We start from the raw sequence: 26,866 nt of genomic DNA on the forward strand, positions 1-26,866 counted from the left end.
TTAAACAATCCGAAGATTTGCAGAAAAAGTATGGCATCGGCAGTCAGCTACTTAAACAATCTGAAGATTTGCAGAGAAAATATGGCATCGGCAATCAGCTACTTAAACAATCTGAAGATTTGCAGAAAAAGTATGGCATCGGCAGTCAGCTACTTAAACAATCTGAAAATTTGCAGAAAAAGTATGGCATCGGCAGTCAGCTGCTTAAGCAATCGATGGATTTGCAGAGAAAATATGGCATTGGCAGTCAGTTACTGAAACAAGCGGAAGAATTCCAAAGAAAACTTGGCATTGGCAGAACATTGCAAAAAGAATTCGATTTAATGCATAACTTGGCTGGTATAAATAGTATTCAGTCAATGCTTCAAGATTTACAAAATCATTCGTTGACGCGAAGTAATAAGGACATACTAAACACATTTGATAATACTTTTCTACACTTCGCTGAAGAAAATTTGCCATCAGTTTCTGAAGCTATCGAAACAGGCTTAGCATCTGTTGCTAAGGCATATACTGATGGTGTCGCGCAAAGCACTAATCAAACGAATGTCCAATCTGGACAAGCCACTTCTACAGATATAAATTATTCTCCAGCTACTAACGCCCCAAGATCCTTAATAGATCTATTGCAAGGACTCCCACCATCTATACAAGCTTTAATTCTTTTTTTATTATACCAAGTTTTAATCGGGGCTGTAGCTGATTACGGAAAAGGGAAAGTGTTAGTAGAAATAAACAAAGCAGAATCCTATATCGTCTCTCTATTTGAGAGTAAACCTGTTACCAAGTCTAACATTGTTAAACACAATAAAAATATCGCTTGGGATTCTCTTAATCAATTTAGAGTTATAACGGGTGAAAACGTGCGTCTGCGAACAAAGCCATCCTTAAATAGCGATATCATTGAGACGATAGGGAAAAATACAATTGTTGCTATATTAGAAAAAAAAGAGCGACAGTGGTTGTATGTACAAGTTCAATCTGGAGATGAGCTTGTCACTGGCTGGATTACTCGTACTTATACCAAGCCATTAAAAGGTTAAAGAAAGATTTAATTGCAATACGAGCCCCGTATCTTTACTACAGGGCTCATGTATGATTATCCGAACAACTCTTCCAGATTTACGCCGTATACCTTTAACCATGCTCCGCGCGGCCAGGCACAGCCGTATTTTTTGAGGTAGACGGGTTCCTCATGATGAACCAGGCACCATTTACGCAACGGATGCCAGCTAAATTCCCGCTCGATCACTCGCTCAACAGCACTAATTGTCGCGTAATCCTTACTACGCCCCAGCATGGCCGCAAGTTGATCACGTTCGCGTTCCAACGCCAATTCACCGGCGGTGCTGGTGGGTTGAGACTGGGGGAGTGAATGGAGAACGGTATCCGTCGGTTTGACTTTTAGTTGCGCCAGCTCCGTTCTAAGAGCGTTTATTTCACGCTGTTGGGCATACAATTCTCGCGTCAGTTCGAGTTCTCGCCGTAGAAACTGGACTTCGGTTGTGGACGCATCTCGTGAATCAAAGGCTGCTGGTGGAACAAGCTTGCCGGTACGATAGTCCAAGAAGGTCTGATTCACCTGTAGGCGGAAAGCTGGTGAAATCCAGCCAGCGTACTCGATGGCGAGAAGTTCGTGGGCGAAGGTTCCTGGTGATGTACCGCCATGTATAGAATTGACCACCTTTTGAGTAAGCCCCGAATTTGGGGCTTGGATATTTTTCAATAGGTTACCCTCAAGTTCGGTTATCAATTCTTTGACTTGTTTATTTCCCAGCCACTTGTTGGGAGCTTTTTCTTTTCCTTTACCACTTGCCCTATGTAGTGCGTTCAGATTAAAACGCCCCTCGGCATCTGTTGTGATCTCAACGCCTGCGATCACTGGTGCGGTCATTTCATTTTTTATTGTGTTCATTTCGCTACCTGCATGTTCTGTGCTTGCCCCAAAAATTGTTCAATCTCACCTGCCAACCGGTGTTTCAACGACGCCTTGTTACTGAGTAGATACAATCCATCTACGATCATAAAATGAAAGGCCAGCGTCTCTACTGCCTTGATATCAGTAATATCGATATGAAGTTTTTGAACGGCAGCGGCGATCTCCGCCTCTTCAAGAAAAATCATGGATGAGCCCTCCAGTAGGAAAGCGACAGGCAATTCGAAGGAAAACGGGCGGCAAACAGGCAAGGGGCATCGGGAAGCTGAGAACGGGCATCAGATTCAGTACAGGCGATAACGATGTGGTAGCGACGTTTCTGACAAGAGTAAAAACGCCAGATGAACTGAGGGTGATGCAGGGTAGGGGTAGTAGCCATAGTGGCATCCTCAAAGTTGATTTTGAAAATCACCACCTTGAGGTTCCAATCTCGCTGGTGGTGAGCTGGACAGGGTTGGAACTACCGGTCAACTTTGAGCATAACCCGGCGAGCCTTTCGGCTCCCCCGCCCAGCCCACCATAATTCAGATATGACAAAGCATAGGCACAAAAAAACACGCTGGCGCGTGCTGTGCGCTTCAAAGTTGGTTCGGGGTTCCAATCCCGGTTACAGATTTTGCTGCAACAACGAAACCTTACTCTGAACCACCAACGAACGTCAACACATCATCTGTGCTACCGTACTAAAAACGAGGGTTTTCTTAAATAAATAATTAGTATTTTATGTAAAACAGGTGTGCTTTGTATAATTTACATTCTATTCTGGACTCTGCGGGTGCCACAAAAAGCGCTCGTTGAGCGCTATTCTGTTTGAAGATCACTCTTCTTTACTCTGAAACTCTTCATACTCGTTCGACATAAGGTATTCAGCTCCCTTAGCTATCGCCCCCTTCCACTCAGTAATCCCAATCTCGCGAATGCGCTCAATTGGCTCGTTTGTTGCCGGGTTTCGGAGATATGTCCAGCGGTCACCCTTCTTCAGGGTGTATATGCGCCACACCGGATGGTGCTCAACAAATTCGCATCCGTGTGAGGCGGCCTCGTCTTGCAGACGTCGCAGGTTCATATAAAGCGGGGTGTAACTCATGCATCCTCCTTACTGACTATGGCCTGTCTGATTCCTGCTCCAGGTCATATGAGTAATATTCATATGGCTCATCATCATCGGTTACCGGCAGCTGGTGGTATGCAGAATAAAACAAGCCATCTTCCAGACGCATGTTCTGATAAAGAGATGCGGCCACAACGGTTAGCGAATCATCGTCATAACTGTAGATGCTGAGCACATCCTCATCGATTTCGCCGGTTGCGTTGTACAGATTATTCTCGACCAGCAGCGACTTGATTGCAGGCCAGTAAGGGCCGTAGCTGCGATAATAACCGGGGCGCGCCCCGATGAACTTACCGATCCCATCCAAATAGTCGCTCACAAATTGCGACTCTGTTCTACCCGCCAGGGCACTATCTCGAATAGCGGCAAGATAATCAGCGGTTGGTTTTTGGGTTTGCTCTAATGAAGCCATAATTTTATTGCCGGTGTTACCCGGCAATCTCCTGTTAGATTAGTATTTTGCCACAACTTTGAGAATTTCGGCCTGGTCATATTTGCTGGGGATCAGCCACCAGCTACCGGCAAACTCTTCACCGGCGTCACGTCCGTTGTAATAACGGGCACCATAAACAGACTTCAGGGTTTCCTTCGCGCGGAAAAGCGCGCCCGCTTTACCTTTCGGATCTTGCAGGCCATAACAACCGCCCGGAGCGAAGTTGAGACCATACTTCCCACGTAGATGTGTACTGTTCACCCGGATACGCAAACCAAGATCATCAGCCTCGTTCTCAACCACTTCTTTCGCGGCTTTGCGCGCATCTTCGCGCTTCTGGTATTCCTCAGTAGAAACGCCGAGACGCTTGGCCTCATAGGTATCTTTTACCCGCTTTTTATCGCCCTCCGGCATGTAGAAATAAAGTTTATCGGCGTCACGGATCAGCTGGCGCGCATCGTCTTCATTCACCAGCAGTTCAGGCGTTACCAATGAAGCATCGAGGAGGCCCAGAATAACTACGGCAGCGCAGGCTTCGACAACACGGAAATAATCCTGCCCGGTCCCGCCGTAGATGTTTAAGAATGTACCGGAGGAGCCATCCAGCACGCGCTGTATCTCACGGTCGCCAGGGGCATACCCGCTTTTAATAGCGTTACTGAATTCCTCGTAACGTTCCTGAGCTACACCGGCAACGCCAGCCTGCAATGCCTGCTGCGCACGTTTCCTCAGCTGTGGCTTCTCTGCATTCAATGCATCGATGAAGTCCTGCACGTTGGTGTAATCCGGTGGGATTTCCCCAACGATCCACGCCAGGCGGTCGAGCTCTACGGAACGAACCAGGCCGTTGCGGATATACTCATTAACCGAGATATTGAAGTCCCGCGTGCTACTCCAGAGAGGGTAATTCTCGATTTTCTTAGCAACCAGAGACGCGATCTCATCGGCGCTGGCCACTTCGCCAAGACCTTCCATGACAGTTTTATAGTCCTGGCCGAAAAGCGCGGCCAAAAACGTTGGGCAGGCGTAGGTAATAAGCTCGCTCTGACGCTCCTGGATGGCTATCGCGCGCTTCAACTGCTCATCACTTCGGTCCGGATATACAAGCTTATGGCCGTTATCCTGATACCACGAGACAGATTTAATATCAGACGATCCGTAGCCGTAACCGGCGCTGCGGATGTTCAGCGTCTGTTTGGCATACTTACCATTCTCATACACTACGGCATAGTTATCGTTCAGCATTAACTGACCGGTTTTCAGGAAGGAATAGAACTGGTCCTTACTCAGCAGGGCCGCCGCATCTTTGATGTTTAGCCCACCCTGCATTTTCGACAGTAATTCCAGCTCACTTTCAGTCACGTCGCATGGGTCACCCAGTAACTGCACCGGCACATCTTTAACGTGGCCTGGGTTTTTATCTCCGTTCGCCGCGAATATGCCCCGCAAAGTTGCAGTATGAGCGTCAAAGTCGAGAGCCGTGATTTTGGCATACGAGATGGAATCGAACTTCCCGCCACGACCGGCTACGTTGTAATGGAAATACTGGCCAACCTTATAGGTTTTACCCTCCACCAACAGGATATCTTTACCATGGTCGATCACGTCAGGATCGACGTCTAACAGACCTTCTTTGATGGCCTTCAGGACAACCGGGCGCAACTGTTTGATGTTCTTTTCAGCTTTCGCGAGGCGGGCAATCTTGCGCTGCTGCTTCATCAACGCGGAACGTGATGCCACATCGCCTTTGCTGGCAACATTCAATTCCTCGCGCTTGGAGCGCAGTTCGCTCTCTATGGCACGTGGGCGCCAGCTATCACTCCTTTCAGACTTACCAGCAGTTGCACGCGCTTTGATTGCTTCACGTTCGGCCAGCAGTTCGTCCATTTCAGAGCGAACTGCCTCGAGGGTTTTTGTTGTCCGTTCAACCTCACCTTGCAGGTAGGCAACTTTTTTCTGCTCCTTGTCTAAGTCGCTGCCGCTGGCGTGCTGCGCCTTCAGGTAGTTCTGCAGATCAAGGTTGGCGCGCTTGGTTGCTTTGGCTTTAACAGCGGCTTTCGCTTTGGCCATTTGCTCGGCAACACGGCGCTCACGTTCTTCCGGGTTGGCCGCCAGCAGCAACTGCATTTCGACCATGTTCCCGGCGTCGGCGTTCTCCATCTCAGCTTTATCAGAGGTGAGGATTTCGCGTATCCAGTCTTTCTTACGCTTCAGCGTCTGCAGGCGGAACTCATCAAACGATCCTCGACCGCAATAGTAATGAACCTTCACGGAATCTTGAGTTGAGCCCACGCGCGCGCCGCGACCGTTGCGCTGGTCGATTGAGGCCGGAGTCCACGGCAACGTTAAGTGGTGAATATCGGTCGTGCCAATGTGCAGGTTTATCCCGACCTCGGCCTTTTTGTTACAGATGAGGATGCGTGAGCGGCCTTCATTGTAATCTGCGGCGATCTGTTCAAGCCCGCCAAGACTGACCTCATTAACGGCAGCGATATACTCATCGTATGCGGCTTTCTGCTGATAATAGGCCTTCACCTGCTCTTTAGTCGGTTCGTCCGGGAGCTCTTTAGGTGGCTTAACTTTTTTCGGTTTCCGACCTTTTTTACCGGCTTCGGCAACCGTTGTGGCATTCAGGATGCCAACGGCACTATCATCCAGTCCCAGATGTGAACAGATGATGCGCTTAAGCTTACCGTGCTGGCTTTTCTCATCAGTAAAGATGATTTGTTTGCCGTGCTTCAGGCCTTCTTTCAGTCCCTCAATCAGCGCGCTGTATTTCGGCGTCAGAGGGTGAGTAACGTCCTTAGGATCGATATCGAACGTAGAGAGACGCTTCAGCACCTCTTGCTCGTACATTTCCGGGACGATCAGCGTGCAGGCGTTGCCATCAACATCGACGGTGAAACGCCCTTCAGCGTCATAATCCTCGTCGTTTTCGTCTTTAGTGCCCAGGGAATCTGGCAGGTCGGCCACCAGCTGCTGTACCTTATCAGCATACGACGCTGGCAGGATAAAGGTGATTTGGTGCCGGTACAGGTCCATGTCGGTACAAACACGATCCATGTCGCGGATAATGCCGAAAATGGTGTCCTTCTCTTCCTCTACGTCTTCCGGCTCAGAGTCAAAATCCCCCATTTTGTCGTTCTGCGACAGCTTCTCTGCGCGCTGGCGCAGGTTCTCGTATTCAGCTTCCTGCTCTTCGGACATTGGCGCTTCAACGGTGCGCTCATCGAGCTCCGGAATTTTTACCTGTTCAGAGACATCCTGCGCCGTCTTCAGAGATACCCAGCGATGGAAGATACCGCGCAGACCAGGGAGGTTACGGAAACCGACCAGGCCAAGTTTGCTTTCCACTTCGCCAGACAGTTTCTGGACCAGGCACATCTCTTTCTTACCGAATACTTTAACGAAATCATCCGGCGTGAAGATCCCCATGCGCTGCCAGTCGGACATGCTCAGGCAGTGAGAGAGCATATTGAAAGCGTCGATCGGGGAGTTGACCACCGGCGTAGCGGTAAGTAGCACCGGCCCACGGCCATTGTTCTTAGCCATCAGATAGGCGTTTTTAACAGCCATATCGCGCGCAGACTGGGAAACAGAAGGGACCGGGAGATATGCCAACTGAGAGGCCTCACGACCGGCGCTGTAGCTGTTACGGTAGTTATGCCCCTCATCGACTACGACGCTATCAAACTGCATATCTTCGAAGTAAGGGAAATCCTGCTGTTTTTCGGTGCCGGTGTCGGAGTGTTCGGACAGAACGCGGTTCTTTTTCTGCTGCTCTTTGTAGGTTTCAGCGGCAACCTTAACGCGGCCCGCTTCAGCCTGAGCAAACAGGACATCGTGCGCATGATCGCGAATGGTTTCTTCGCGCATAGGGATGGCCGCGTATTGCTCTTTCGTCATGACCACAATCGGGTAGTTCGATTGAGGGATCATGTTCATACGGGCTTTAATGGTGGCGCTGTCTGAAATTTTCAGCGCATCGCGCATCAGCGGGTTGCCACTCTCATCAAATTTAGGCTCACCGTTTTCGCCGCGTTCCTGAACCTGGCGAATGCCGCCTGACTCATCAAGAATAGGCTCAAGCCCAACGAACAAGATCTTATTGAACATCTCCTCGCTGTAAAACGATTTGGACTCGTAATACCAGTTCTCATAAACGGCTTTCGGCACCACATACGCCATACGCGTGCTGCGCCCGTTCTCGATGTTATACAGGCCCAGCGCCAGCGCTGTTGTCGTCTTACCAAGACCGGTACCAAAGCCCATAATGCCGCGCCCATCTTCAGACAGACGGCGTATTTCCTGATTCTGGTATCCAAACGGCGCGCGACGACCGCTAATGCCATTCAGGCCCAGCGGAGCATCAGACTGCTCAAATGGTATGAAGGAGTTAAACGCGGCATTGTACTGATCGACCAGCTTGTCGATTTCATCATGCTGGCGAATCCAGTCATTGAAGCGACTTTCGAGGTCCTCGATGCGCGAGCGATAAGCTTCTGAGTTAACGCCGGTGGCGCGCCCACCGTTGAGGTATTTCTCCAGCTGAGAGGCAAAAGGATCACTGCCGGTCCGACGCGCATAAGTCGGGACCATTTCATTGGTCTCTTTGTCTTTCTTCAGCACCGTGCCGTAACGATAACCGGCGAACACGCCATTACTGCCGCGATAACCCAGATCAGAAGTTAATGCGCCGTTCTCGACTTTGATTGACTCAACATAGGTCAGTTCGTCGTAACCATTCTCGCGCAAGAATTCCAGCACCAGGCTACGGTCGAACCAACGAGCATCGAGGGTAAACGCGATATCATCAACACCGGTCCACTTACGTTTTGCTTTTATCTGTTCCAGCTGGCGCAGGTAGTTATTTTTCTGCGGCCCTTCCTGGATAACTGCCAGCACCCCCTGAATCTGCCCGGTGATTAAACCGACATCGCCGCTGGTAGCGCGGTCCATTGGCATCAGGTCACCGGTCGGCGTTAACGCAATGCCGTCAGTGTTCGCCAGCAGGTTAAGCAATTCCTCGTCGCTTTCTGGTAGTTCGGCGGTGGACGTCGAGCGGAACTCTTCCAGGGTGATCGGGATCAGGTCAATCTGGTTAAACAGGCTTCGAACTACCTGCTCATGATTGGTAGTGTCATATTCCCCGGAGATCTGCGCATCGATCCCGCCCTGCAACAGATCAGAAAGTTCACCATTGCTGGTGATAGCCGCGCGGTATTTAAGCCAGTCACCGCTGTTATTACCTGAAATTTTGCTGATTTTGCCGGTATTGGGATCAGCGAAGCGCTGATACTCCTTATCCACCAGCTGCGCGGCGCTGGTGCGCAGGCTGTCTATGTAGTCGCCAGGCATCTTGTTCGCGATAGCGTCCTGCAGCACACCGATTTGTGCGCCGATAAGAGCCCCACGGAATAAGCGCTCCTGCAAATCGCCACGCTGTGTCAACGCATAGGAGTAGGCTTTACGAGTTGATTCACTCATGCTCTCCCAATAATTACCGGCAAGCGCTTGTACCTGTTTCCAGTCACGCGCCAGCAGGGCGCTGGGGTTATCGAGGACCACCTTGATTTCATCGAGCGAGGAAACGCCGTAAATCGCCGGGTCCACCGTCAGAGTGCTCGATGGTGTGCTGATAATCCACTGGCCATCAACGAACTCATACCACTGGCCGTTCATCAGGCGCTTATCACCTTCTTTGGCAATCAGGCTCACCGGCTCCGCAACATTGAGTAAATCCCAGTTGATACGGCTATCGAATTTACGGGCCAACTTCTCTTTCAGCGCGCCAGGGGTGATCTGGTCATTCTTAATGACGATACGCCCCTGGAAACCGGCGCTGACCTCGCCATAAACGAAACGCTTTCCATCATGCTCAAACCATTTGCCGGTAATGAACACCGGCCAAAGCACATTTGCCTCAGTCAGCAGTTCTTCTTTGGCCTGGAGGATCATGTTGGAAAGAGATTCCGGATGTTTGCGCAGCACCCATACATCGACCGCTGTCGGCGTACCGTTTTCTTTGAACGTGCCCGATGGCAAACGGTGGGCACCGAGGAACTCAGCTTTACGCGAGACCTGTTCACGCAGTTTTTTCATCCGTGTCCCGCTGGTCATGCCATAGGGAACGATGATGCAGGCCAGGCCACCAGGTTTTATTTTGTCGAGCAGCCGCAAAATGAAGTAGCGACCAATATCCTTCTCTTTGGCGTAAGCCTTATCCAAATTGACGGTATCGCCGCGCGAGGAGCCAAACGGCACGTTGCCAACGCAGTGGTCAAAAATGGCATCATCCGTGCTGCTGGCCAACTTCTCAAACGGCATAACGTGAACAGCATCTTCCGGGTGCAGGAGCTGGTTAATGCGTCCGGAGACAGGGCTTATCTCCGAAGCTGTCATGACGGTACCGCGCGGTTTCGTTTCGTTAAAAACACCAGCGCCAGAAGACGGTTCCAGTGTATTACCCGCATCAGCGCCGTAGAGCTTCATAATTTCCCAAATGCCCTCTGCGACAAATTGAGGCGTGTAATATTCATCTGTCGAACCGCCAATACCGCCCTCGCCGGTATAGCGAGCCAGAATCTGCCGCTGCTCCGGCGTTAGCTCCGCGCCGTCCGGAAGGGAGTCGAGAAGCTCAATGGCTTTGCGGTTCGCCTCTTTACGTTCACGATCGACAGATACCCCGTCCTTCTTAGTGATCCCGTAGACAACCGGCTCGCGGGTAAGCCCCAGCGATTTGATCAGCCTTATGATTTCCCCAACTGTCCGAAACGAGTCGAGAATTTCCCCATATTTGCCATCCGGCATCGTCACCTCCGAGAGTGAACTTTTGATAAATTAACGAAACATACTAATTGATTACTTAGTTTATCAAAGGTCACTTTTCGAATGCCCAAGTTCCGGCAAGACAACATTTTGAAAGCGTTAGGTCAGCTACTACCCGGCGTGAAGTCGAACCACGGCAATGTCATGTCGCTGGGAGCCACCAGCAGCGGCGGCGGCGGCTTCATGAGCGTGTTTTCGCGCTCCTGCCTGTTGGGCAAGGATGAAACCGAAAATTCTGCTGATGGTTCGATGGTGAGCTCTGGCCGTGATCTGCTAAATGACGCGACACTTCCATTCGAGCGCCTGCAAAAGTATCCGTTTCTGGAAGAAATGGCCGCCTATCCGACGATCAGCCAGGCGCTCTATATCCACGTGTCCTATGCGTTCTCAATCAATAAGCGCACCAATCTTTCCTTCGAATTTCAGCCGGTAACGGATGAAGACGACGCAGGGAATAAGGCAGCTCAAGAGATATGCCAGGAGTTAACGAGTGATATCGGTCTGAAGGTTAATGCTGAGCTCCCCAGCTGGGGGCTAATCATGGCCATCTTCGGTGTCTGCTACATCCGCCCGCATATCGAGCAGAAAGTCGGCATCACATCGATGGAGTGCAACTACTACACCCTCCCCTACTTCATTAAGGAGTATTACGTGGGCGGGGACCTGGCAGGCTTCACCGGTGATTACCTGAAAGATGAGACCGGCGCGCTCACATTCGCTAAACCGTGGGATATGGTTTCGATGAAAATCCCGCTTTGGCATCCAAGCCGCCAGAACATGCCGATCTATACCGGTTCGGAGCAGTTCAGTCTGCTTTCTGAGCCGTCTAAACGTATGCCGGTGGAGACACAGAACTACGGGACCAGTCTTCTCCAGAATGCATACGAGCCGTACCTGAATCTGCGCGGCGCTATCCGGGCCCTGAAAGCGTCACGCTACAACGCCAGCAAAATAGACAGGCTGATTGGCCTGAACATGGATAATCTCGATCCGGCGCGCGCAGCACTCTATGGTCGCACGGTATCCGAGCAGTTGAAAAAATCCTCCATTCAGATGGAGAAACGCGCTCGCGGTAACAATACCGCGCCGGTGGTTACCAACACCGTATTGCCAATACTGGCGAACGGTAAAGGGCAAATGACCATCGATACCCAGTCGATGCCCGCCGATATCTCTGGCATTGAAGACATCATGTTTCACATCAAGCAGCTGGCGTCTGCACTTAACCTCGATTACACAATGCTCGGCTTTGCCGACCAGATGGCCGGAGGCCTTGGCGAGGGCGGCTTCCTCCGCACCAGCATACAGGCCGGGATGGTCGCGGGCTGGCTGCGCGGCGGGGCCGCTGAGACTATCTATCGGCTTTGCGATATCCACCTGGCGAGTAAATACGGAAAGGTTTACCCATCCGGAGATCGACCATACAAAATCGTTTTCAACTCTATGGCCACCAGCATCGAGCTGGAGGAAAGCGCCGCCATGGACAGCCATGCGAACTATGCGAGCGTGTTCGTCACCATCGCCGACGCTATATGCCAAAACCCGTCCCTGGCGAAATCCAATACCTTCAAACAGATCGTCCTTGGCGACGTCCTGAAAATCCCATCCACGAAGCTTGAGGCTCTGCTGACAGAACTTAAGACCTCGCAGGATGAGGAGGAAGGCAACTTCGGCAACGGCGGTAAGAAAGGCATGTTTGAAAGTGTCACCCACCGGCCAGATGCCGAAATGTGCGAGTTCATCAGATCGATGGACCAGCGCGACCTGCAAAACATCATTATCGAAGCGTTTAAAGAATGAGGACCAATATGGCACCTGAATTTAAAACCCTGTTAACCCACACGGACCGCTTCTCGCTGTTCAATAAAGTGCGTATAGGTAAGCAGAACAACCGTAACTACATCCTGGAAGCTGTTAAGCGAATGATTAACAGCCCGGAAACCAGAGAAGGCCTGCGCCTGGGTGAGCTCTATGGTTACTATGGCCATAGCCGCCGCGAGCTGGCTAAAAACGTGGAACTTCCGGAAACCGCTGTCGTGATGGTAGAGGGTAAGCCGGTCGTATTGGATAACGTTCCCGGCAGCCGCACTATCTCAATCTCAGTCGATGATGATGGCGTGGTGACTCATACCGAGGAGATCCTTGATACTCCAACCGGGCGCATTATCGCCAGTATGCTCGAATCGCGCGCCGGTGGCTGGTCGTGGGTTACCACTGGCCGCGACTCTCCGGCTGCATCAATCCCTACCGGCTTTTTCGGCTTTGATTACGTGACAATGCCGAACTTCATCAGCATGGATCATCCAGCGGCTATGCGCGAGAGCGCAGACGACCGTGATACGGCCATTACTGAGGCCCTTATCAAGCAAAAATTCACTGAGGACGACGCGACCAACATCGTTAAGCATTACGCTGACCTCAGCCATCGAGAAGTTATGTTCGAGAGCATCCAGCGCATCGAAGAACTCGAAACTGCTCAGCTGGTGGCCGCTGGCGAATTGCTTGATAAGGATCGTCAGTTAGAAGAGCAGAAAACCATGCTCGAATCGTTGAAAAATATCGAATCCGAACAGGCAACGAAAACCCGCGAGCGTATGGCCATGTTTGAGCGGGTTCTCGATAAGCTGCCGATATTCACCAATCAGCGCCAGCGGGATGCCATCGCAAACATGAATACGGAAGAAGACTTCGCCATCGTCGATAAGCTTTTCGAATCGCTGGCCAGCCCCGCCATGCGCACGCTGCCGGTGGAACAGATCACCACCAGCGCGCAACAGCCTAAACCTCGCAATGCTGAGCCAGTCGATAAATCCAGCATCATCAACTTTGAAAGCACCACGCGCCACTTTGGCTAAGGGATAACCATGAAGAACCCGATCATGAAGTATTTTACGTATGAGCACTTACCGCCCATCTTGCAGGAGGTAAGTAAACCCATAGGCGAATTGGCCCAGCTTATGGATAGCACGCTCCCGGATAGCCCTGAAAAATCCGCAGGGCTGCGTAAGCTGCTCGAAGCAAAGGATGCCCTGGTCCGAGCTAAGTTAGGCTAACAGAGAGCTAAAGCCCCGCCAGGGGCTTTTTTTATGACGTTTGATAGCGACACAACCGCAACAATAAATTAGTATTTTCTGTAAAGCCAAATACAAGGGGAAAACGTGAATACCCAAAGCTCTACGATAAAACACGCCAGTAAGGCGACAATACGAAAAAACCGGGCGCAACGCCTACTGATTAAAGAACTCTTCCCTGCTCTTTTTCAGGGTAACCACCCGCTGCCGATGAAGAACGGCATCAAAGACGATATGCTCACGCAAATCGTCAGACGTGGCCTGGATATTTCTGAGGAAAAATTACAGCAGTCGTTGCGCGCATGCTGCTGCTCGCAGGTTTATCAGATGCGGATAGTTAACGCCCGCACCCGGCGCGACATCGATGGAAAACCGGTTGAGCTGATCAGCCGAGAAGACAAGAAGCATGCATGGAACCGGATCTGCAAGTACCGAAAAGAGAACGGGTTGAAACCCTTGCCGTACCCATTGAAAGGCAAGAAAGACCCACGAAAAACGAAAGATGGTAACAGGACCTTAAGATAGCAATTTGGCATATCGGCTGCGACAGCCGCAATCAACAGATCTGACTGCAAAGCTTAAGATTGTAGTCAGATCTGTTACCCCCCCTTAAAAATTGCTCGATACATATGCAGAGCACTTATCGACAACGATAAAACATAGGCATAAAATGAATTAACAGAAAATTTAGGGTTATTGATAATGGAAAAAAACAAAGGAGTGCTTAAGTACCCTGCCCTCTTTTACTTAGCAGGCATAGTACCAATAGCATTAATTTTTTTGATTAACGCTACACTTCCCAACTCAGCCTTAATTCAATCTCTTTATTCTATCTCGATAGGACATGTACGGTCTTACTCAGAACAATTTCTTCAAGTAAGTTCTATCGCCTCGGCCTATACCAAAACAGCGCCGCTTTTTGTGTTCATATTGTATGTTCTATGCTGGCGAAAGATACGTTTATCGCCTGTCGATTTAGACGTTGCTAAATGGTGGAAACTACTGCCTTTACTCATACTGCTGATTATTGCTATTTTTGCCTTAACATATATTGGCGAGCAGAACATGACAACAACCAGTAAAAAAATAATTCGACTAGCATCAGGAAACCAAACTTTCCTATTCGTATATTACATTGGTATGTTTGGTGTTAATTACTTCTTCACTTGGCTTATGGCGTTCTATATTCAAGTGTACGCAGAGTTTAAGAATAAAACTGGCAGCATCAAATAATAAAGCGGGCTAAGCCCGCTTTCAATTAATGTTTGAAGAGATTTATAACCTCTTTGTTCAAACGATCAGCCGCTGCTGCATCTATGAATGAAGTAGCGTACGCTATAAATACTATAGCAAAATAGGAGACAACAACTGTCAGAGTCGCAGGTAGTGCGGCTGTTAGCAACCCAAGAATCGCAGTAACTATTGCAATGGAGATGCTACCTGCAATCCCACTTAATACCATTGATTCAACTTCTAAACCAAGTGGTTTCCAGTTACCGGTTTGCACTCCCACTATAGCGGCTTCACGCACAGATTCTATTTTCAAAGCACGGTCTGCAACAGCAAATCCTTTGGATAGATTTTTCAGCTTATTAGAAATATCTGTCAGATTTAAGTTCCGCAAAGCGTTCGCAACTGCTGTTTTATCAGCAGCGCTAAGTTTGAGATTTGGATTCGCCATGAGACTGTTTAATGTCTTCATCGCATCATCAAAGCTTCTGACCTTCTTGCCTTGGAAGTTTTTTATATCATTAGCGACTATTGCTGCAATATTTTTATACTGTGCAGAAAGTTTGGTTGTAACTTGCCCGCCTACATCAGCGATAATTGCACTCGCCCCAAGCAAAAGGCTTTTTTCATCCTTACTCATTTGATAACGTTTTACAATAGCCAATGCTTGATCATTCATCATCTGATCAGGACGACTCGCGCCACCATCAACGTATACGGACTTATATGTGCCAGATTTGATATTGTAAATAACGCGATATTGTTCTTTGCCAAACCCGACAAAGTAGCCAATCTCATTCGAATCTTTAGACCACGATTCACCTACAACAGGTTTACTTAGTGAACCTTTAGTTCCACTTGCCGAAGTCCAACCAGCGATGTTAGCAGTGAATTTGGGAGAGCGACCGTTACCATTATTCACACCGCCAGTGGTCCCTGACGAAGTTACAGAGCTGCCTGAACCACTAAAAGTTATCCCCATCCCCCCAGATATAGGATCATGAAAACCCGTAGCGGTCATGCCATCTGCGCCATTGCCTCCTGTACCGCCACCACTTCCAGATGTTCCATTAATATTGCCACTGGGCTGACCACCACTATGCCCTAAACCTGTATTGCCCGGACCATTACCATCACCGCCACTCATGACTATCTCCTTGTTTGTGAATAAATGCATAAGCCTTATGAATTACTCCTGAAAAACCACTCGGTCAAGACAACAAAACATACTAATTATTAAAAGTAGTGATTTATCACAAAGAAACTCAAAAATTTGTGGGGATGATGCGGGATGGATACCTGACTGAAAAGAAGCAAATCTATCAAGAATTACGCAAAAAAATTGGTCATGAGCAACATAAAGAGTATTGTATCTACACGTTTTTGATACCTTTTTAACGGATAAACATGACAAAAATAATATTGATTGGAGTATTAACTTCTGCACTAACATCAACAGGTGCGCACGCAGCGATCACAAGCCATTGGACATCAGGCGAATCAAAAGGAGTTCAGGCGTTCAATGTCAATGCAAAAAATGGCGTTGAATTAAGCGTTAATTGTGATTCATCAGGCAACAGAGATTTATTCATTACTATTCCAGGCAAGCATGAATGGGTAACCCCTGATAAAAATAAAATCCAACTTCATTTAGGTGAAGACTCCTATCCCATCGAAGCATTAGGGACAAACTACGGGGATTCATGGTGGTTCAACCTTTGGAAAGACGCAGCTGAATCTGATGAAAAAGTAATGACTATATTTGTCGACTCGAAGGAAACAGCAAGTGTCACCTTGAAAGGTTTTAAACAACTTTATTCCTCTCAAGATGCTATGGATTGCTTGCGTCGTTAATTAAAAAGCCCCGGTTGGGGCTTATTTTTTAATCACTGCCGATATCCTTCATCCACTGAAGTCCAGCCATATGAACTCCAACCCCGCAAAGGAATGCAAAAATACCTATTACCCAGCTCGCGCCTGATGATTCGAACAATGTCCCAATGCCATAGCCGATAGCCCCCCAAACAAGGCTCAGCAAGAACAGCAATGGCACGGCAATCACCTTAAACTGTAGGCCGATCATCAGTGCTGCAAACGTGCCACCACCTACCCACCAAGATTGCTTCATAAAACCGGCTGCAATGGCAATGATGAAAATCTCAGCAATCAATATTCCTGAATGTTCTTCGTTAAATTTGGCATTTGTCATGCCCTTTCTTACATCATCTGATGACATACATCCCTCGTTAATAAGCATTAAAATCAATCAAATCGTATTGAACAAGCCCTTCCCAAGACGGTATAGAGTTTGCTGGTTGCATGACGCAGGCTAAAACCATCATGTCATATTGATCTTTGTAGTATTGCTGAGTCGAGTCCAATGAACTCATTTTTGAATATTTTTGCCCACTAAAGATTGAAGAGGCATTTGCGGCGTCTTTTCTATTAGTCGAAACCGCCTTTAATATGTATTCAACATAGTCAGTCGAAAGACCTATGTTTTTGGCATGCTGGAGAGCAGATACAAGGTATTTTTCATCTTTAGTTGAAAGGTATCCATATGTATCTCCAGTAACGCCCATGTACTGCTCGCATGCCGTTTGGACCGACATTTTTCCTTTAGCTGGCTTACGATGTGCTGGTTTAGTTTCCTTTTCTGGAGGTGCAGCTGGTGGAGGAGCATTAGGATCTTCTGTGGTTATATTTTTTACGTCGAGTAGAAGTGGCGTATGTTCTTCTGCCTTTGTGGAGTAAAACAGATGCCCTATTGCAAACACCTCTTTGCCTTCGAATGCTTTGGCTTGGTCATTTTCAACCGCTAACTGAATCTTGGTTTTATCACCATCTGGGGCGTTCTTTGCGCAGACTTCTTCGTTTTTGGCTTCAGTAAAGAGAACCCACTTTGGACCTGGCGCGGCTCCCGTATACGTCACTTGCCTTAAGACTCCGTGAATTGCCAAATAATCACCTGGAGACATACACTCAGCTTGCGCAGCGGCGGACAAACAAATCCCTAACACCCCAGCAATGAGAGGAGTTTTCAAATTGAAATCCTGTTTTGTAAATTTTCGTAATATGAAGGTATCAGACACAAGATAGCGAAATTTTGATCTAACTCACTGAAATTACATTACCATTTTTAGAAAACAGCCTATATATTCACCAAAATACCACTAAAAACAGATAATACTAAATAATTTCTTTGTTTATCCCCGCATTTAATGTACTGTTTTTAGGCTGATGTGTTGACGCCTGCTGGTGGTTCAGAGTAAGGTTTCGTTGTTGCAGCAAAATCTGTGACCGGGTGTGGAAACCCGAATCGTTTACTAGAGGGCACAACACGCGCCTGCGTGTTTTTTTGTGCCTATGCCTAACCGCATCAATATTATGGTGGGGCGTATAGGGCCGACTTCGGTCGGGCCGGGTTCTCTAGTGACCGGTTTTCCACCCCTGTACGTCTCACCACCAGCGGTTGTGGAAAACCCAGTGGTGATTACTTTCATCACTAGAGAGGTTGCCACTATGGCTACGATCCCTACCCCGTCTCACCCTCAGTTCATCTGGCGATTCTATTCCTGCCAGAAACGCTACTGCTACATCGTCATTGCACCTAACGAACCTGAAGCTCGTTCCAAGCTTCCTGACGCTCCGTGTGTGTTTGTTGCCCGGTTCCCTTCTGACTGCGCCACTATCTCCTACTGGAGGGCGCGCTCATGAACCAGTCTCTATTAACAAACTCGGAAATCCGGTCAGCAGTTGCAAAGCTCCACATCAGCGAACCTGGTGGCACCACAGTTCTGGCCAACCACTTCATGATAACGAAAAGCCTTTATGCACGTCCTAACAAACAGGCCTTACATCGCCAACTGGAAAACGAGATCGTTGCATTTATGGCATATGAAGAGCACAAGAAAAATCAGGGGAAAGAGATGGTACGCATGACAACAGAAATTGCAGCACCGGTAATTTGCGAGGTAGAGATCACTACGGATAGTGAGGGACGTTTTAACCTTAATGCTTTGCACAAAGCTAGCGGCTTAGGTAATCACAAAAAGCCCAGTGAGTGGTTGCGTTCAAAACAAGCAAGAGAATTGGTCAAGGAACTTGAATCTAATTTATCAAAAAATAGCCAGAGCGGGAATTCCCGCCCTGCTCAAAAAACAATCATGATTATTAATGGAGGCACTGCGCCAGGCACCTTCGCCCATGAACTCCTCGCCATCGAGTACGCCGGTTGGATCTCACCGGCTTTCCGGCTGCAGGTGAATCAGACGTTCCTGGACTACCGCACCGGCAAGCTGATGCGACCGGCTGCCGAACGTGCCGATTCAACCACACAGGACTTACTGGCTATGCGCGTTCTCGATCTTTCTCAGGAGCTGCTCAATGAAGTTCGGGAGAATCGCCGCTTACGTGCTGAACAAACTCACCCCACATATCAGCAGTCGACTAATTATTCCTTGTCAGATCATGAACTGCTGCGCGAACGTGATGAGCTGGCCGAACGTCTGGGCCAAAGCCGTAACTACGCTACTATCGAGGCTGTTGAGCGCCGGTTAGAGCGTGAATTCGGATGGCACCGGCTGCGCAACTGGTGCCTCAGGAATAACGTAGAGCCTCTGGTGCTGCCTAAATTTCAGTGTGTGAACGCATGGCCGCGCGGCGCGTGGATGGCGATGTATGGGGTAGATCTGGAACAACTCTTTGGGTAAGAAATTTAGCAGAGTGCAAAGATGCACTCTGCTTCTTTAACGCCTGCTATCACAAGGTTTCAGGTGAACACACCAGAAATTTAAGGTGGGCAGTTTCATAAAAGGTGTACAGTTTCATAAATCTTCAAATCCTTTTCGTGAAAAGGTGGGTATCTTCATAAACAGAGCCATACCTCTGAGAAAAGGTGACCACTTTCATAAAGAAGTGACCTTGTAACTTACATATATTGAGCTGTTTTCAACCAAGGTGACCACGTAACAACCAAAAAGGTGCGTGGTTTCATAAGTGGATATAAACACAGTTATGAAAGTGGTCACCTTTGTCGTGTTTTTTATGAAAGTACCCACCAGCCACCAGAAAACCCCCCCATATTTTTATGAAACTGGTCACCTTTTTATGATTCTGCACACCCTAAACAAAAAAGGTGAGCACCCGTTATGAAAGTGCCCACCTTTTTTATGAATGTGACTACCTTTTCAGCCCAAAGAATGAATCAGCTATCCCTTTCTTTTTACTCGCCTTTTCCTTTCGGTGAATCCAATTTTAGGTTCGGCTTACGGGCAAGTATAGTGAACTGAATTTCGCGCCCCTTTTTCACTTCCTTGTACTCCAGATATCCGATCTTCTCCAAATCGGCCAAGGCCTTTCTGATGGTCTGGTTCTGTGTCTTCACCGGAGAATCCAACAATAAGCGCTCACGGAAGCGTTTCATCGTCATAAACAAAGGGCCGGTATTCGATGGCAGACTTTCCAGATAGATGTACAGCGCCTGGGCGGCTTCTTTACGGGAGAGGTTAGACAGGGGTTTAAGGCTAAGCAGAATTTTATGGTCCCAGCGATATAGCTCCCAGAGATCCTTATCACCCACCAGCTCTACAACATCCTCATTTTCATCAAGCTTTGCCTTCTGGACCAAGTGGCTAACCATATTTTTTGTGCCATCTTTACTGGTAAAGCCAAGTGTGACGCTCGCGATATTAAAAAGTGATTCCTTCAGCCTGGTGCGGGCGCGCCCATTAAGGTCGGTCGGACGCAGGCCGCACATGCGACCGAACTCTGAAAATGAAAGGGTAATCTTCTCGCTTTCGAAGCCGTATTTAGAGAAAGCTGATACTATGCCTATCCAGGCTTTAAAATCAGTGGACATATTGAGCTTCGCGCCCTGTATGCGGATCTTCGTGTAGCCCTCGCGGCGGGCGATTTCCAGCGTCGATAGCTCTTCTGAAGCATCAATCATGAAGTCCCGCTTACCGCGTTCCTTGGGCGCGACCGGCGTGAACACGCTCAGGCGCAATAATGCCCTTGGTTGAACGCTTTTATCATCGCTTGGCACCAGCATGTAGTCTTTACCAGTTTCACGGTGAACCACGAACGGATGTTCAGGGTTTAAGCTATCATCTGTCTGATTTTCAGTCGGTTCCATCGTCTACACTCAGATTTTCCCGCTTACACACCTGTTGATAACAATGTGCATAAACGGTGATTAAAATTTTCATCATTCGCAAACAAAAGCAAAGGATGTTTTTGATTTTTAATGAGTATTCTAAGTTACTCACAAGTCTGTGGATAAAATCACAAAAAATTATGAAAGTGTCCACCCTTGAGTTATGAAAGTGTCCACCAAAATTATGAAACTGTCCACTATTTTTATGAAAGTACCCACTTTTTTTATGAAAGTAGTCACCCGAAGTGCTGTTTTCGTTTTTTAAATCATGGGTTTACAGGCGCGGTGATCTTTATTGATCTGTATATTGATCTATATATTGATCTAAAAGACTATGATCTACGGTGTGGATAATAATAAAAGGGCACCCCGAAGAGTGCCGTATGTTTTAGGCTACCTGAGCCAGCTTACCGCCAAAGCGTTCAAAAGCCGAAAGTAAAACCTCAATCTTATGCTCACACTGCCCGTAACCCGCGCCTGGGAAGCTTGCCCAGATGTTAGAACATTTCTCAATGGCACGGCTAATGTAACCGTCCTCGATGTCCTGTACGGCGCGACGCTCCTTCAGCAGTTGCATACAAAGCTTGTCCTGGCTCTCCGGACTGAAATCTTTCAGGCCCAATTGTTCTTTGTAAGTCGGCCAGAATTTATAGAGCACCTGATAACCGCCGGAAGCAGTCGATCTCTGCCCTGCCTTGTTAAACACCTTGCCCGGACGCCCGTTGGCAAATGGATGATCGCTATAGTCAGTAAAGACCTCAGGTTTGCCATCGCTGCCGGTAACAATCACGTCATAGCCTTCGTTCGTTGTAAGTGGATGCTCCAGCGTACCTTCAGAGAAACGGATTGTTTTCATAAAAGCTTGGATGTTCGGATTCATGTCTACTCCAGATGTAACTTATGGAAAAATGGAAGCAGACAAGTCAGTAGTAATCTCACAAGGACGCCGAGAGGTGTCCTTTTTCTTTTGATGGATGCTACAGAAAGTTACATCCTGGCGGGGAGAAAAAAACAGGCGATCAAACGCCGCCTGCCATCAATCATCAAGATACAGCGTCGCTCTGAAATTCTTCACGGCTCTGTTGAAGCTCCGCTTCCATTTCTTCATACCAAGTATCTGGCACGCCAGTGGCTGTTACAGCTGTCAGTGCGAAAACGCGTAGCATCTCGTAAGGGGCGCATAACGCACCATCGATCGGGTAAATCCCCTGAGCGCTTCCCTCTGCAGTAGCTGTGATGATCCAAAACAGGTTGATAATGCTTCGAACATTAAAATCCCCGGAAACCTCGAAGTTACAAGGTTCAAGCGCTTCGTCACCTAAGAACGTGACAACCCCGCTGCGGCTGCCATCGGAAATCTGAATAGTAATCATCAGTGAGCCTCCTTCAGCACACCGGCCACAAACTCGATCAGACCGTCGTTATTGACCAGAGATATAGCCCCTGAATGCGGTTGAGCGAGATACTCAAAGCCTGAGGAAAAAACTTCGGTGAAGGTGGCTGAATTGATCGTCGTGCCCCCGTAAATTTTCCCGATGTAGGGAGAGGATAAATTATCGGCTATAGCGATCTCTTGGTCACCGTAAACACTGTTTTCATAGAATCCATTCAGTTTAGCTATTGCGTTGTTGTTACCCTGGGTGCGTTCGGCAAGGTAGACGCGAGCCATCATCAGATAGTCAGGATTCGAATACTCAAAATGATGCCCCACTTCATGCCAAAGCGTTTTCTTCCCGCCACGAGGGTTAAGCGAAATGGATTTATCACCTCTGTTGGCAAAAGAGCGGCCACGCAGAATGTTGATGGTTTTCAGTGTGCGAATGCGACCACGTGCGAGCTTAAAGACCTCTTTGAGATCTCGTTTGAAACTACCTTCAGCACCGCTATACACATCATATTCGTTGATTAATGCGCTGCTGATTTTGATACCGGCGAACCATTCCTCTGACTGTGCATCATCCACCTCAGAGGCATCCAAGAGCTCTTGACCGAGGAGTTCAACTTGCGGGATTACTTTCTTGATCGACGACTGGATCACATCTTTAAGCCATTCGGCACTATGGCTTGGCCCAGTGTTTATGAAATTGGCACAACCATCTTTCGCACCAGGGCTCCCGAAACCGAACTTGCCATTCAGTAACGCGGTACGAACTGCATCAGCTCGTTCACCGTAGAGGTTACGAACATTAACCCATTCCAGCGATGCCCCGTTTTTGCTATCAAGCATGCTTGCTACATCGGCCTTCGCCTCCTCAATTCGATCAGGCAACGACATAGATTGCAACAGTTCAGTCCCTGCAACTTTAGTCCGTTGGTACGCTTCAGGAGCCTCATCTGAGGTAAGCGTGAGCTTATTAGGTTCCTCGGTGCTAACGGCCATCATTCTGAAGATATTCATCATGCTGCCGTCCAACAAATCTTCGACGCGGGAATTAACCGCAGAGATCGCTGGGAACTTAAATTTAACGTTGTCGATCATGATTGGGTACAGAATGTCCCTCAGTATCTGTGCTGCAGCATCTTTTTCGCCGGAATCACTGGCATGTTTCCAGCCCAAGACTGCACTTCGAAGGCGGAAGAAATCCCCTGATACGAAAATAAATCGCCATATTTTCTGATTCTCGATCGCCAGTGGATGCACTTTTGCCGCTTCCCCTATTGCCTTCAGGAAATCGTACTTATCAATGCCGAGCACCTTTTTAGCGGCGGCATACGTTTTACCCAATACGGCGCTGGCGAGCGTTGTGAACGTGTTAATGTCGCTATCGCTTGCGTTGGTTTTGGTACACAGGTCAGAGAAACGGTTAACGATGAAGCGGAAGTCGCTGCCACTTACGGCTTCACGATCCCAAAAGCTGAGGATCGCTTCTGACAGGTCATCGACGTTGCTGCATGTGCCAATGATGGCTTTGGTTTTCTTGTCTGTTTTCGGGGCTTTAAGCGTGGTTTTTAACATAGATCCAGATCCAGCCGCCCGGATCGTTGGATCTTCCGGGCGGGTGTTGTCGTCAGGCGGCCTGTAAAGCGCTCTCGTTAATCCAAGTAAGTGCGCCTGCCTTGATATCATCGAAAGTCAGATAAACGCTCTGGAAGGGCTCCAGCGCTCTCAGAGTGGCAACAAAGTCCGTAGCGCTTTGTTTGTTGTATTCACCGGCGAGAAAATCAGTAACGATTTTTGGAACTCCGGGCTCCTCTTCTGGCTTGCCCGAAGTGCCATACCCCAGTTTGACTAACACATCGTCAATCTGATCACTGAGGTCCAGCAAAGCAATGCCGGTTGCCGATTTAGCTTTTCCCAACAACTCATCTAACTGGTCTGAAAGATCTAAACGTTCGAGAGCACTCAGTTTCATGCTGCCGCCCCTCCCTGAGCCACACGAGCCAGCAGATCAGATAGGTGTTGGACAGCCGTGTTAACCAGCTCTTCGTTTTCGTCGTAAATACCCGCAGCAGTGAGCGCGGCAATAGCTTCACGAACAGCACCGCGAGCATTACGGATCTCCACCAGATCCACGCTATCCAGTTCCGTGATGCCCTTCAGATAGTCAATGGCCTTTTGCGCTTGTGCATCAGCTTCTGGAGGGGTTTTATCTGGTTCTGGCTCAGTTTCGGTTAAAGCCGGTATCCCTTCACCGAAATCGATAGCTGTCTTCAGGCGTTCGACGTTGCGCTCCGTCGGATGAGCAGAAAGCTTCTCAGAGAGCTCTGAAAGCTCGTCAGAGCTAATATTCTTTGTATCTGCCCAATGAGCTACCTGATCTTCTGTATGGCCGGTACGGGCCGCTACTGCGGCAGCTGCAATCATGAACGGCGAAGGTTCATTCTCAACAGGAGGAACTGGCTTCTGCTTTCTTGCTTCAGCTTCACTTTTCGCTATCTCGATCTGTTTCTGCAGATCCTCGTTCAAATCCTCCTGCTTAGTGGCTTGGGAATTCAACGTATTGAGCTGTTGGGACAGACTAGTGACGCTTGCTTTGAGCTCATCACCACTATCGACCAGCGCGAGCTGCTGCTCCAGCTTATCGCCCTGCTCCTGAAGCACTGCGATCTCATTTTTGACAGCGGCCTGGCGCGCCTGCGCCTTCTGAAATTTTGCGGTATTTCGCTCAATCAGGTTGGACAGCGCCATCGTTACCTGTTTCAGCGAAATATCACGACCGTTCGCCGGTGACACAACATTGGTTACATCACGCTTATTAAGCAGAAAACGAAATGCTACAAGCGTATCAGTGGCGGTTATCGTTCCAACGTTCCCGCTTGGGCTGTGGAAAATTAGTGTGATGCTCTGGCCGTCGGATAAAGGGATTTGAGCTGGCATAACAGCAACTCCCTGAACCTTACGAGCGCGACCGATATTAGCGCCACCAATCGACTTGGTGCCGTCCTCCACTTCTCCTGCCGTGTCATTACCAGCGGTAATCCCGGTACCGTTAAGAGACTGATTTAAAGCTCTTACGAATGCTCGCATTGTGGCTGCCAGGCGCGAACGCGTGGACGTTATGGCTTCGAGCATCAAATCTTCTTCCGGAAGCGCCGGAACATCGTAAAAATAGGTGCTGGTAAATTCTTCGAGCGATAGCGATTCCAGCATAAAGTGTTCGCCTTCATCGGAATGCAAGTCCTGGAATATCTGGTCCGTGATTTGAATGGCGGGCAAGTCCTGGCGGCTGGAAAGAATAAATCCTGAGTTGCGGTTTATGGTCTTAAGCATCTGGGGCTCCCAGTTTATTGAGCTGATCCTGAAGTTGGACGGTAACTGCCTTAGCCGTCGCCAGGCGTGTCTGTGCGTCCTCGACGCGCCGGGAGAGGTCTGATTTTTGCTTCGTAACGGTATCTACTGTTTGCTGAAGGCTGTTTACGTTCTTAGTGAGTTCATCCCGGCGGTCTTTTGCTTCTTTGAGCCGCTGAACATTGGACTTTACTGCTGGCCGAGTGCTGGATGTATCAATGACGCGCTTTGCTTTTTTTGCGAGGCTGTCACTAAATTTTTTCGCGTTCTGCTTAACCGTTGTAGCGAGGCTATCGGCAATTTTAGAGAACGTATCTGCATGCACAGCAGGAATTGGTTTGCCGTTTAATTTAAAGCCAGAAAAGTCCCCGGAGTCGTTGATCTCGGCCTGCAGCTCTTGCCCGTCAACGAAACGTAGTGATGCGGTTTTCACACTGAGGCCATTTTTTTTGGATGCTCTGTTACTGGCCGTAACGTTCTCAACGGTAAGACCTGATTTTTTAAGGGCGTCGATAAATGGCTTCAGGCCTTTCTCAGTTACCTGGTCAAAATTAACCTGAGCATAATTTTTGCCATTCTTGGAACTCAAACTGTTAGAGGCTGGCATTAGTTCGCACTCCCAAGGTTAATTTCAAACACTTTCTGAGCATCAAGTTGCAGGGGAAATATTCGGTAAAGTGGGTTGTAGAATGAATCACCATGTAGAATTTTCACATTGATTATCCACTGCCCCGACGGAAGGATAAGACGATCGAGAGGGATATCGAGATACTCGCAGTTCTCTCCCTTAGAGGCGTGTTCAAGAGTACGCCGGTTGAAGGCGACAACAGTTGTCGGGCATCGCTTATCTCTGAGGGTAAACTCGATAGTCGCACCAACCAGTCGAGATGATTTAACGTTAAAGTAAACAGGAACGCGCAGATGCCCTTGCTCTACTTTGTGATCGCCGACGCAGAGGTTTTTTACCGTCGCGCGTTGTAATGCCCAGCGGTCGGCAGCCATCGTGATGCTGGCTCCCGCGACCAAAATCCAAGCAAACATTATTTGCCTCCCTTGGTGAAGATTTGAGTGATTATTCTTGCAACAGATTCGGTGTTTATCTTTCTGGCCATGTGGACGACCTCATAACCATTGTTGCTGGAGAGCAGAACGGAAAAGTAGATAATTGGCTCATCGAATTTCTGGTGCCGCCCAACGTAATAGGCCATTAGCCCTGCTGTTACCGCATATGAGATCGTCGTCAGAAAATCTAAGACTGTTCCCTTAACCTTCCCCTCTCTCAGTTCCATCAGGAAAACTCCTGTCCCGCTGAGGATGGAAAGGCCGACGGCGATGGCTATCGGCAAGATGTTGTTGCTGATCAGCACCTCG

Annotated in this window: 27 protein-coding genes; 9 read left to right on the forward strand and 18 right to left on the reverse strand. The window is 48.6% G+C overall.

Going from position 1 to position 26,866, the window contains the following annotated elements; all coding sequences use genetic code 11:
* Positions 1-1,043, forward strand: a 1,043-nt coding sequence (locus DBY68_RS16620; RefSeq protein WP_112296202.1) for an SH3 domain-containing protein, incomplete at its 5' end; no start/stop codon positions are given.
* 56 nt (positions 1,044-1,099) lie between these two features.
* Here the strand turns inward: DBY68_RS16620 and DBY68_RS16625 are convergent.
* The 6 genes from DBY68_RS16625 to DBY68_RS16650 form a co-directional block, all read right to left on the reverse strand.
* Positions 1,100-1,915, reverse strand: coding sequence for a KilA-N domain-containing protein (locus DBY68_RS16625; protein ID WP_233503898.1), 816 nt, complete (start codon positions 1,913-1,915; stop codon positions 1,100-1,102).
* A complete protein-coding gene (locus tag DBY68_RS16630) occupies positions 1,912-2,124 on the reverse strand; it encodes a hypothetical protein (RefSeq protein WP_108476650.1) in 213 nt (70 codons plus the stop codon). The genes DBY68_RS16625 and DBY68_RS16630 overlap by 4 nt, the downstream gene beginning before the upstream one ends.
* Positions 2,121-2,315, reverse strand: a complete 195-nt coding sequence (locus DBY68_RS16635; protein WP_108476651.1) for a host cell division inhibitor Icd-like protein — start codon at positions 2,313-2,315, stop codon at positions 2,121-2,123. The genes DBY68_RS16630 and DBY68_RS16635 overlap by 4 nt, the downstream gene beginning before the upstream one ends.
* Positions 2,316-2,753: 438 nt before the next feature.
* Positions 2,754-3,023, reverse strand: coding sequence for a hypothetical protein (locus DBY68_RS16640; protein WP_108476652.1), 270 nt, complete (start codon positions 3,021-3,023; stop codon positions 2,754-2,756).
* Between the two features lie 16 nt (positions 3,024-3,039).
* Positions 3,040-3,459: a peptide-binding protein gene (locus DBY68_RS16645; protein ID WP_146745471.1), complete on the reverse strand. Its 420-nt coding sequence runs from the start codon at positions 3,457-3,459 to the stop codon at positions 3,040-3,042.
* 39 nt (positions 3,460-3,498) lie between these two features.
* Positions 3,499-10,290 (reverse strand): helicase-related protein, encoded by a 6,792-nt coding sequence (locus DBY68_RS16650; RefSeq protein WP_108476654.1) that lies wholly within the window; start codon positions 10,288-10,290, stop codon positions 3,499-3,501.
* A gap of 81 nt (positions 10,291-10,371) precedes the next feature.
* Between DBY68_RS16650 and DBY68_RS16655 the strand changes: the two genes are divergently transcribed.
* The 5 genes from DBY68_RS16655 to cui all read left to right on the forward strand — a co-directional run bounded on the left by DBY68_RS16655 (position 10,372) and on the right by cui (position 14,612).
* Positions 10,372-12,108: a phage portal protein gene (locus tag DBY68_RS16655; RefSeq protein WP_146745472.1), complete on the forward strand. Its 1,737-nt coding sequence runs from the start codon at positions 10,372-10,374 to the stop codon at positions 12,106-12,108.
* 8 nt (positions 12,109-12,116) lie between these two features.
* Positions 12,117-13,163, forward strand: coding sequence for a head processing protein (locus DBY68_RS16660; protein WP_108476656.1), 1,047 nt, complete (start codon positions 12,117-12,119; stop codon positions 13,161-13,163).
* Between the two features lie 9 nt (positions 13,164-13,172).
* On the forward strand, positions 13,173-13,361 hold the full coding sequence (locus DBY68_RS16665; RefSeq protein WP_108476657.1) for a hypothetical protein: 189 nt from the start codon (positions 13,173-13,175) through the stop codon (positions 13,359-13,361).
* 105 nt (positions 13,362-13,466) lie between these two features.
* Positions 13,467-13,904, forward strand: a complete 438-nt coding sequence (locus DBY68_RS16670) for a ProQ/FINO family protein (RefSeq protein ID WP_108476658.1) — start codon at positions 13,467-13,469, stop codon at positions 13,902-13,904.
* A gap of 177 nt (positions 13,905-14,081) precedes the next feature.
* Positions 14,082-14,612 carry a colicin immunity protein Cui gene (gene cui / locus DBY68_RS16675; RefSeq protein ID WP_108476659.1) on the forward strand — a complete coding sequence of 177 codons (531 nt, stop codon included), beginning with the start codon at positions 14,082-14,084 and terminating at the stop codon, positions 14,610-14,612.
* A gap of 25 nt (positions 14,613-14,637) precedes the next feature.
* Here the strand turns inward: cui and DBY68_RS16680 are convergent, their stop codons facing one another.
* The gene (locus DBY68_RS16680; protein WP_108476660.1) at positions 14,638-15,756 is read right to left on the reverse strand and encodes a colicin-like pore-forming protein; all 1,119 of its coding nucleotides are present in this window, start codon (positions 15,754-15,756) and stop codon (positions 14,638-14,640) included.
* Between the two features lie 260 nt (positions 15,757-16,016).
* Between DBY68_RS16680 and DBY68_RS16685 the strand changes: the two genes are divergently transcribed.
* Positions 16,017-16,463 (forward strand): hypothetical protein, encoded by a 447-nt coding sequence (locus tag DBY68_RS16685; protein WP_108476661.1) that lies wholly within the window; start codon positions 16,017-16,019, stop codon positions 16,461-16,463.
* A gap of 28 nt (positions 16,464-16,491) precedes the next feature.
* Here the strand turns inward: DBY68_RS16685 and DBY68_RS16690 are convergent, their stop codons facing one another.
* Entirely contained in the window at positions 16,492-16,845 is a 354-nt protein-coding gene (locus DBY68_RS16690; RefSeq protein WP_108476662.1) for a hypothetical protein, read from the reverse strand.
* Between the two features lie 10 nt (positions 16,846-16,855).
* Entirely contained in the window at positions 16,856-17,653 is a 798-nt protein-coding gene (locus DBY68_RS16695; protein ID WP_108476663.1) for a DUF4431 domain-containing protein, read from the reverse strand.
* A gap of 478 nt (positions 17,654-18,131) precedes the next feature.
* On the opposite strand from DBY68_RS16695, the gene DBY68_RS16700 reads away from it, so the two are divergent.
* Complete coding sequence (locus DBY68_RS16700; protein ID WP_108476734.1) at positions 18,132-18,326, forward strand: host cell division inhibitor Icd-like protein; 195 nt, start codon at positions 18,132-18,134, stop codon at positions 18,324-18,326.
* Positions 18,323-19,321, forward strand: a complete 999-nt coding sequence (locus DBY68_RS16705) for a KilA-N domain-containing protein (RefSeq protein ID WP_233503899.1) — start codon at positions 18,323-18,325, stop codon at positions 19,319-19,321. The genes DBY68_RS16700 and DBY68_RS16705 overlap by 4 nt, the downstream gene beginning before the upstream one ends.
* A 512-nt stretch (positions 19,322-19,833) precedes the next feature.
* On the opposite strand, the gene DBY68_RS16710 is transcribed toward DBY68_RS16705, so the two are convergent.
* From DBY68_RS16710 to DBY68_RS16750, 9 genes are all read right to left on the reverse strand, one after another.
* Positions 19,834-20,745: a RepB family plasmid replication initiator protein gene (locus tag DBY68_RS16710; protein WP_108476664.1), complete on the reverse strand. Its 912-nt coding sequence runs from the start codon at positions 20,743-20,745 to the stop codon at positions 19,834-19,836.
* 409 nt (positions 20,746-21,154) lie between these two features.
* Positions 21,155-21,646 carry a glycoside hydrolase family 104 protein gene (locus DBY68_RS16715; RefSeq protein ID WP_108476665.1) on the reverse strand — a complete coding sequence of 164 codons (492 nt, stop codon included), beginning with the start codon at positions 21,644-21,646 and terminating at the stop codon, positions 21,155-21,157.
* 163 nt (positions 21,647-21,809) lie between these two features.
* A complete protein-coding gene (locus tag DBY68_RS16720; RefSeq protein ID WP_108476666.1) occupies positions 21,810-22,139 on the reverse strand; it encodes a hypothetical protein in 330 nt (109 codons plus the stop codon).
* Positions 22,139-23,722, reverse strand: a complete 1,584-nt coding sequence (locus DBY68_RS16725; RefSeq protein WP_108476667.1) for a hypothetical protein — start codon at positions 23,720-23,722, stop codon at positions 22,139-22,141. The genes DBY68_RS16720 and DBY68_RS16725 overlap by 1 nt, the downstream gene beginning before the upstream one ends.
* 52 nt (positions 23,723-23,774) lie before the next feature.
* The gene (locus tag DBY68_RS16730; protein ID WP_108476668.1) at positions 23,775-24,119 is read right to left on the reverse strand and encodes a ddrA; all 345 of its coding nucleotides are present in this window, start codon (positions 24,117-24,119) and stop codon (positions 23,775-23,777) included.
* Positions 24,116-25,477, reverse strand: a complete 1,362-nt coding sequence (locus DBY68_RS16735) for a hypothetical protein (protein WP_108476669.1) — start codon at positions 25,475-25,477, stop codon at positions 24,116-24,118. Before DBY68_RS16735 ends, DBY68_RS16730 begins: the two co-directional genes overlap by 4 nt.
* Positions 25,470-26,102 carry an odaE gene (locus tag DBY68_RS16740; protein WP_108476670.1) on the reverse strand — a complete coding sequence of 211 codons (633 nt, stop codon included), beginning with the start codon at positions 26,100-26,102 and terminating at the stop codon, positions 25,470-25,472. The genes DBY68_RS16735 and DBY68_RS16740 overlap by 8 nt, the downstream gene beginning before the upstream one ends.
* The gene (locus DBY68_RS16745; RefSeq protein WP_108476671.1) at positions 26,102-26,536 is read right to left on the reverse strand and encodes a lysis protein; all 435 of its coding nucleotides are present in this window, start codon (positions 26,534-26,536) and stop codon (positions 26,102-26,104) included. The genes DBY68_RS16740 and DBY68_RS16745 overlap by 1 nt, the downstream gene beginning before the upstream one ends.
* The gene (locus tag DBY68_RS16750) at positions 26,536-26,862 is read right to left on the reverse strand and encodes a holin (protein ID WP_108476672.1); all 327 of its coding nucleotides are present in this window, start codon (positions 26,860-26,862) and stop codon (positions 26,536-26,538) included. Before DBY68_RS16750 ends, DBY68_RS16745 begins: the two co-directional genes overlap by 1 nt.
* Between the last annotated feature and the right edge of the window lie 4 nt (positions 26,863-26,866).

Origin of the sequence: Pseudocitrobacter sp. RIT415 (assembly GCF_003057695.2) — a bacterium.
GTDB lineage: Bacteria > Pseudomonadota > Gammaproteobacteria > Enterobacterales > Enterobacteriaceae > Pseudocitrobacter > Pseudocitrobacter faecalis.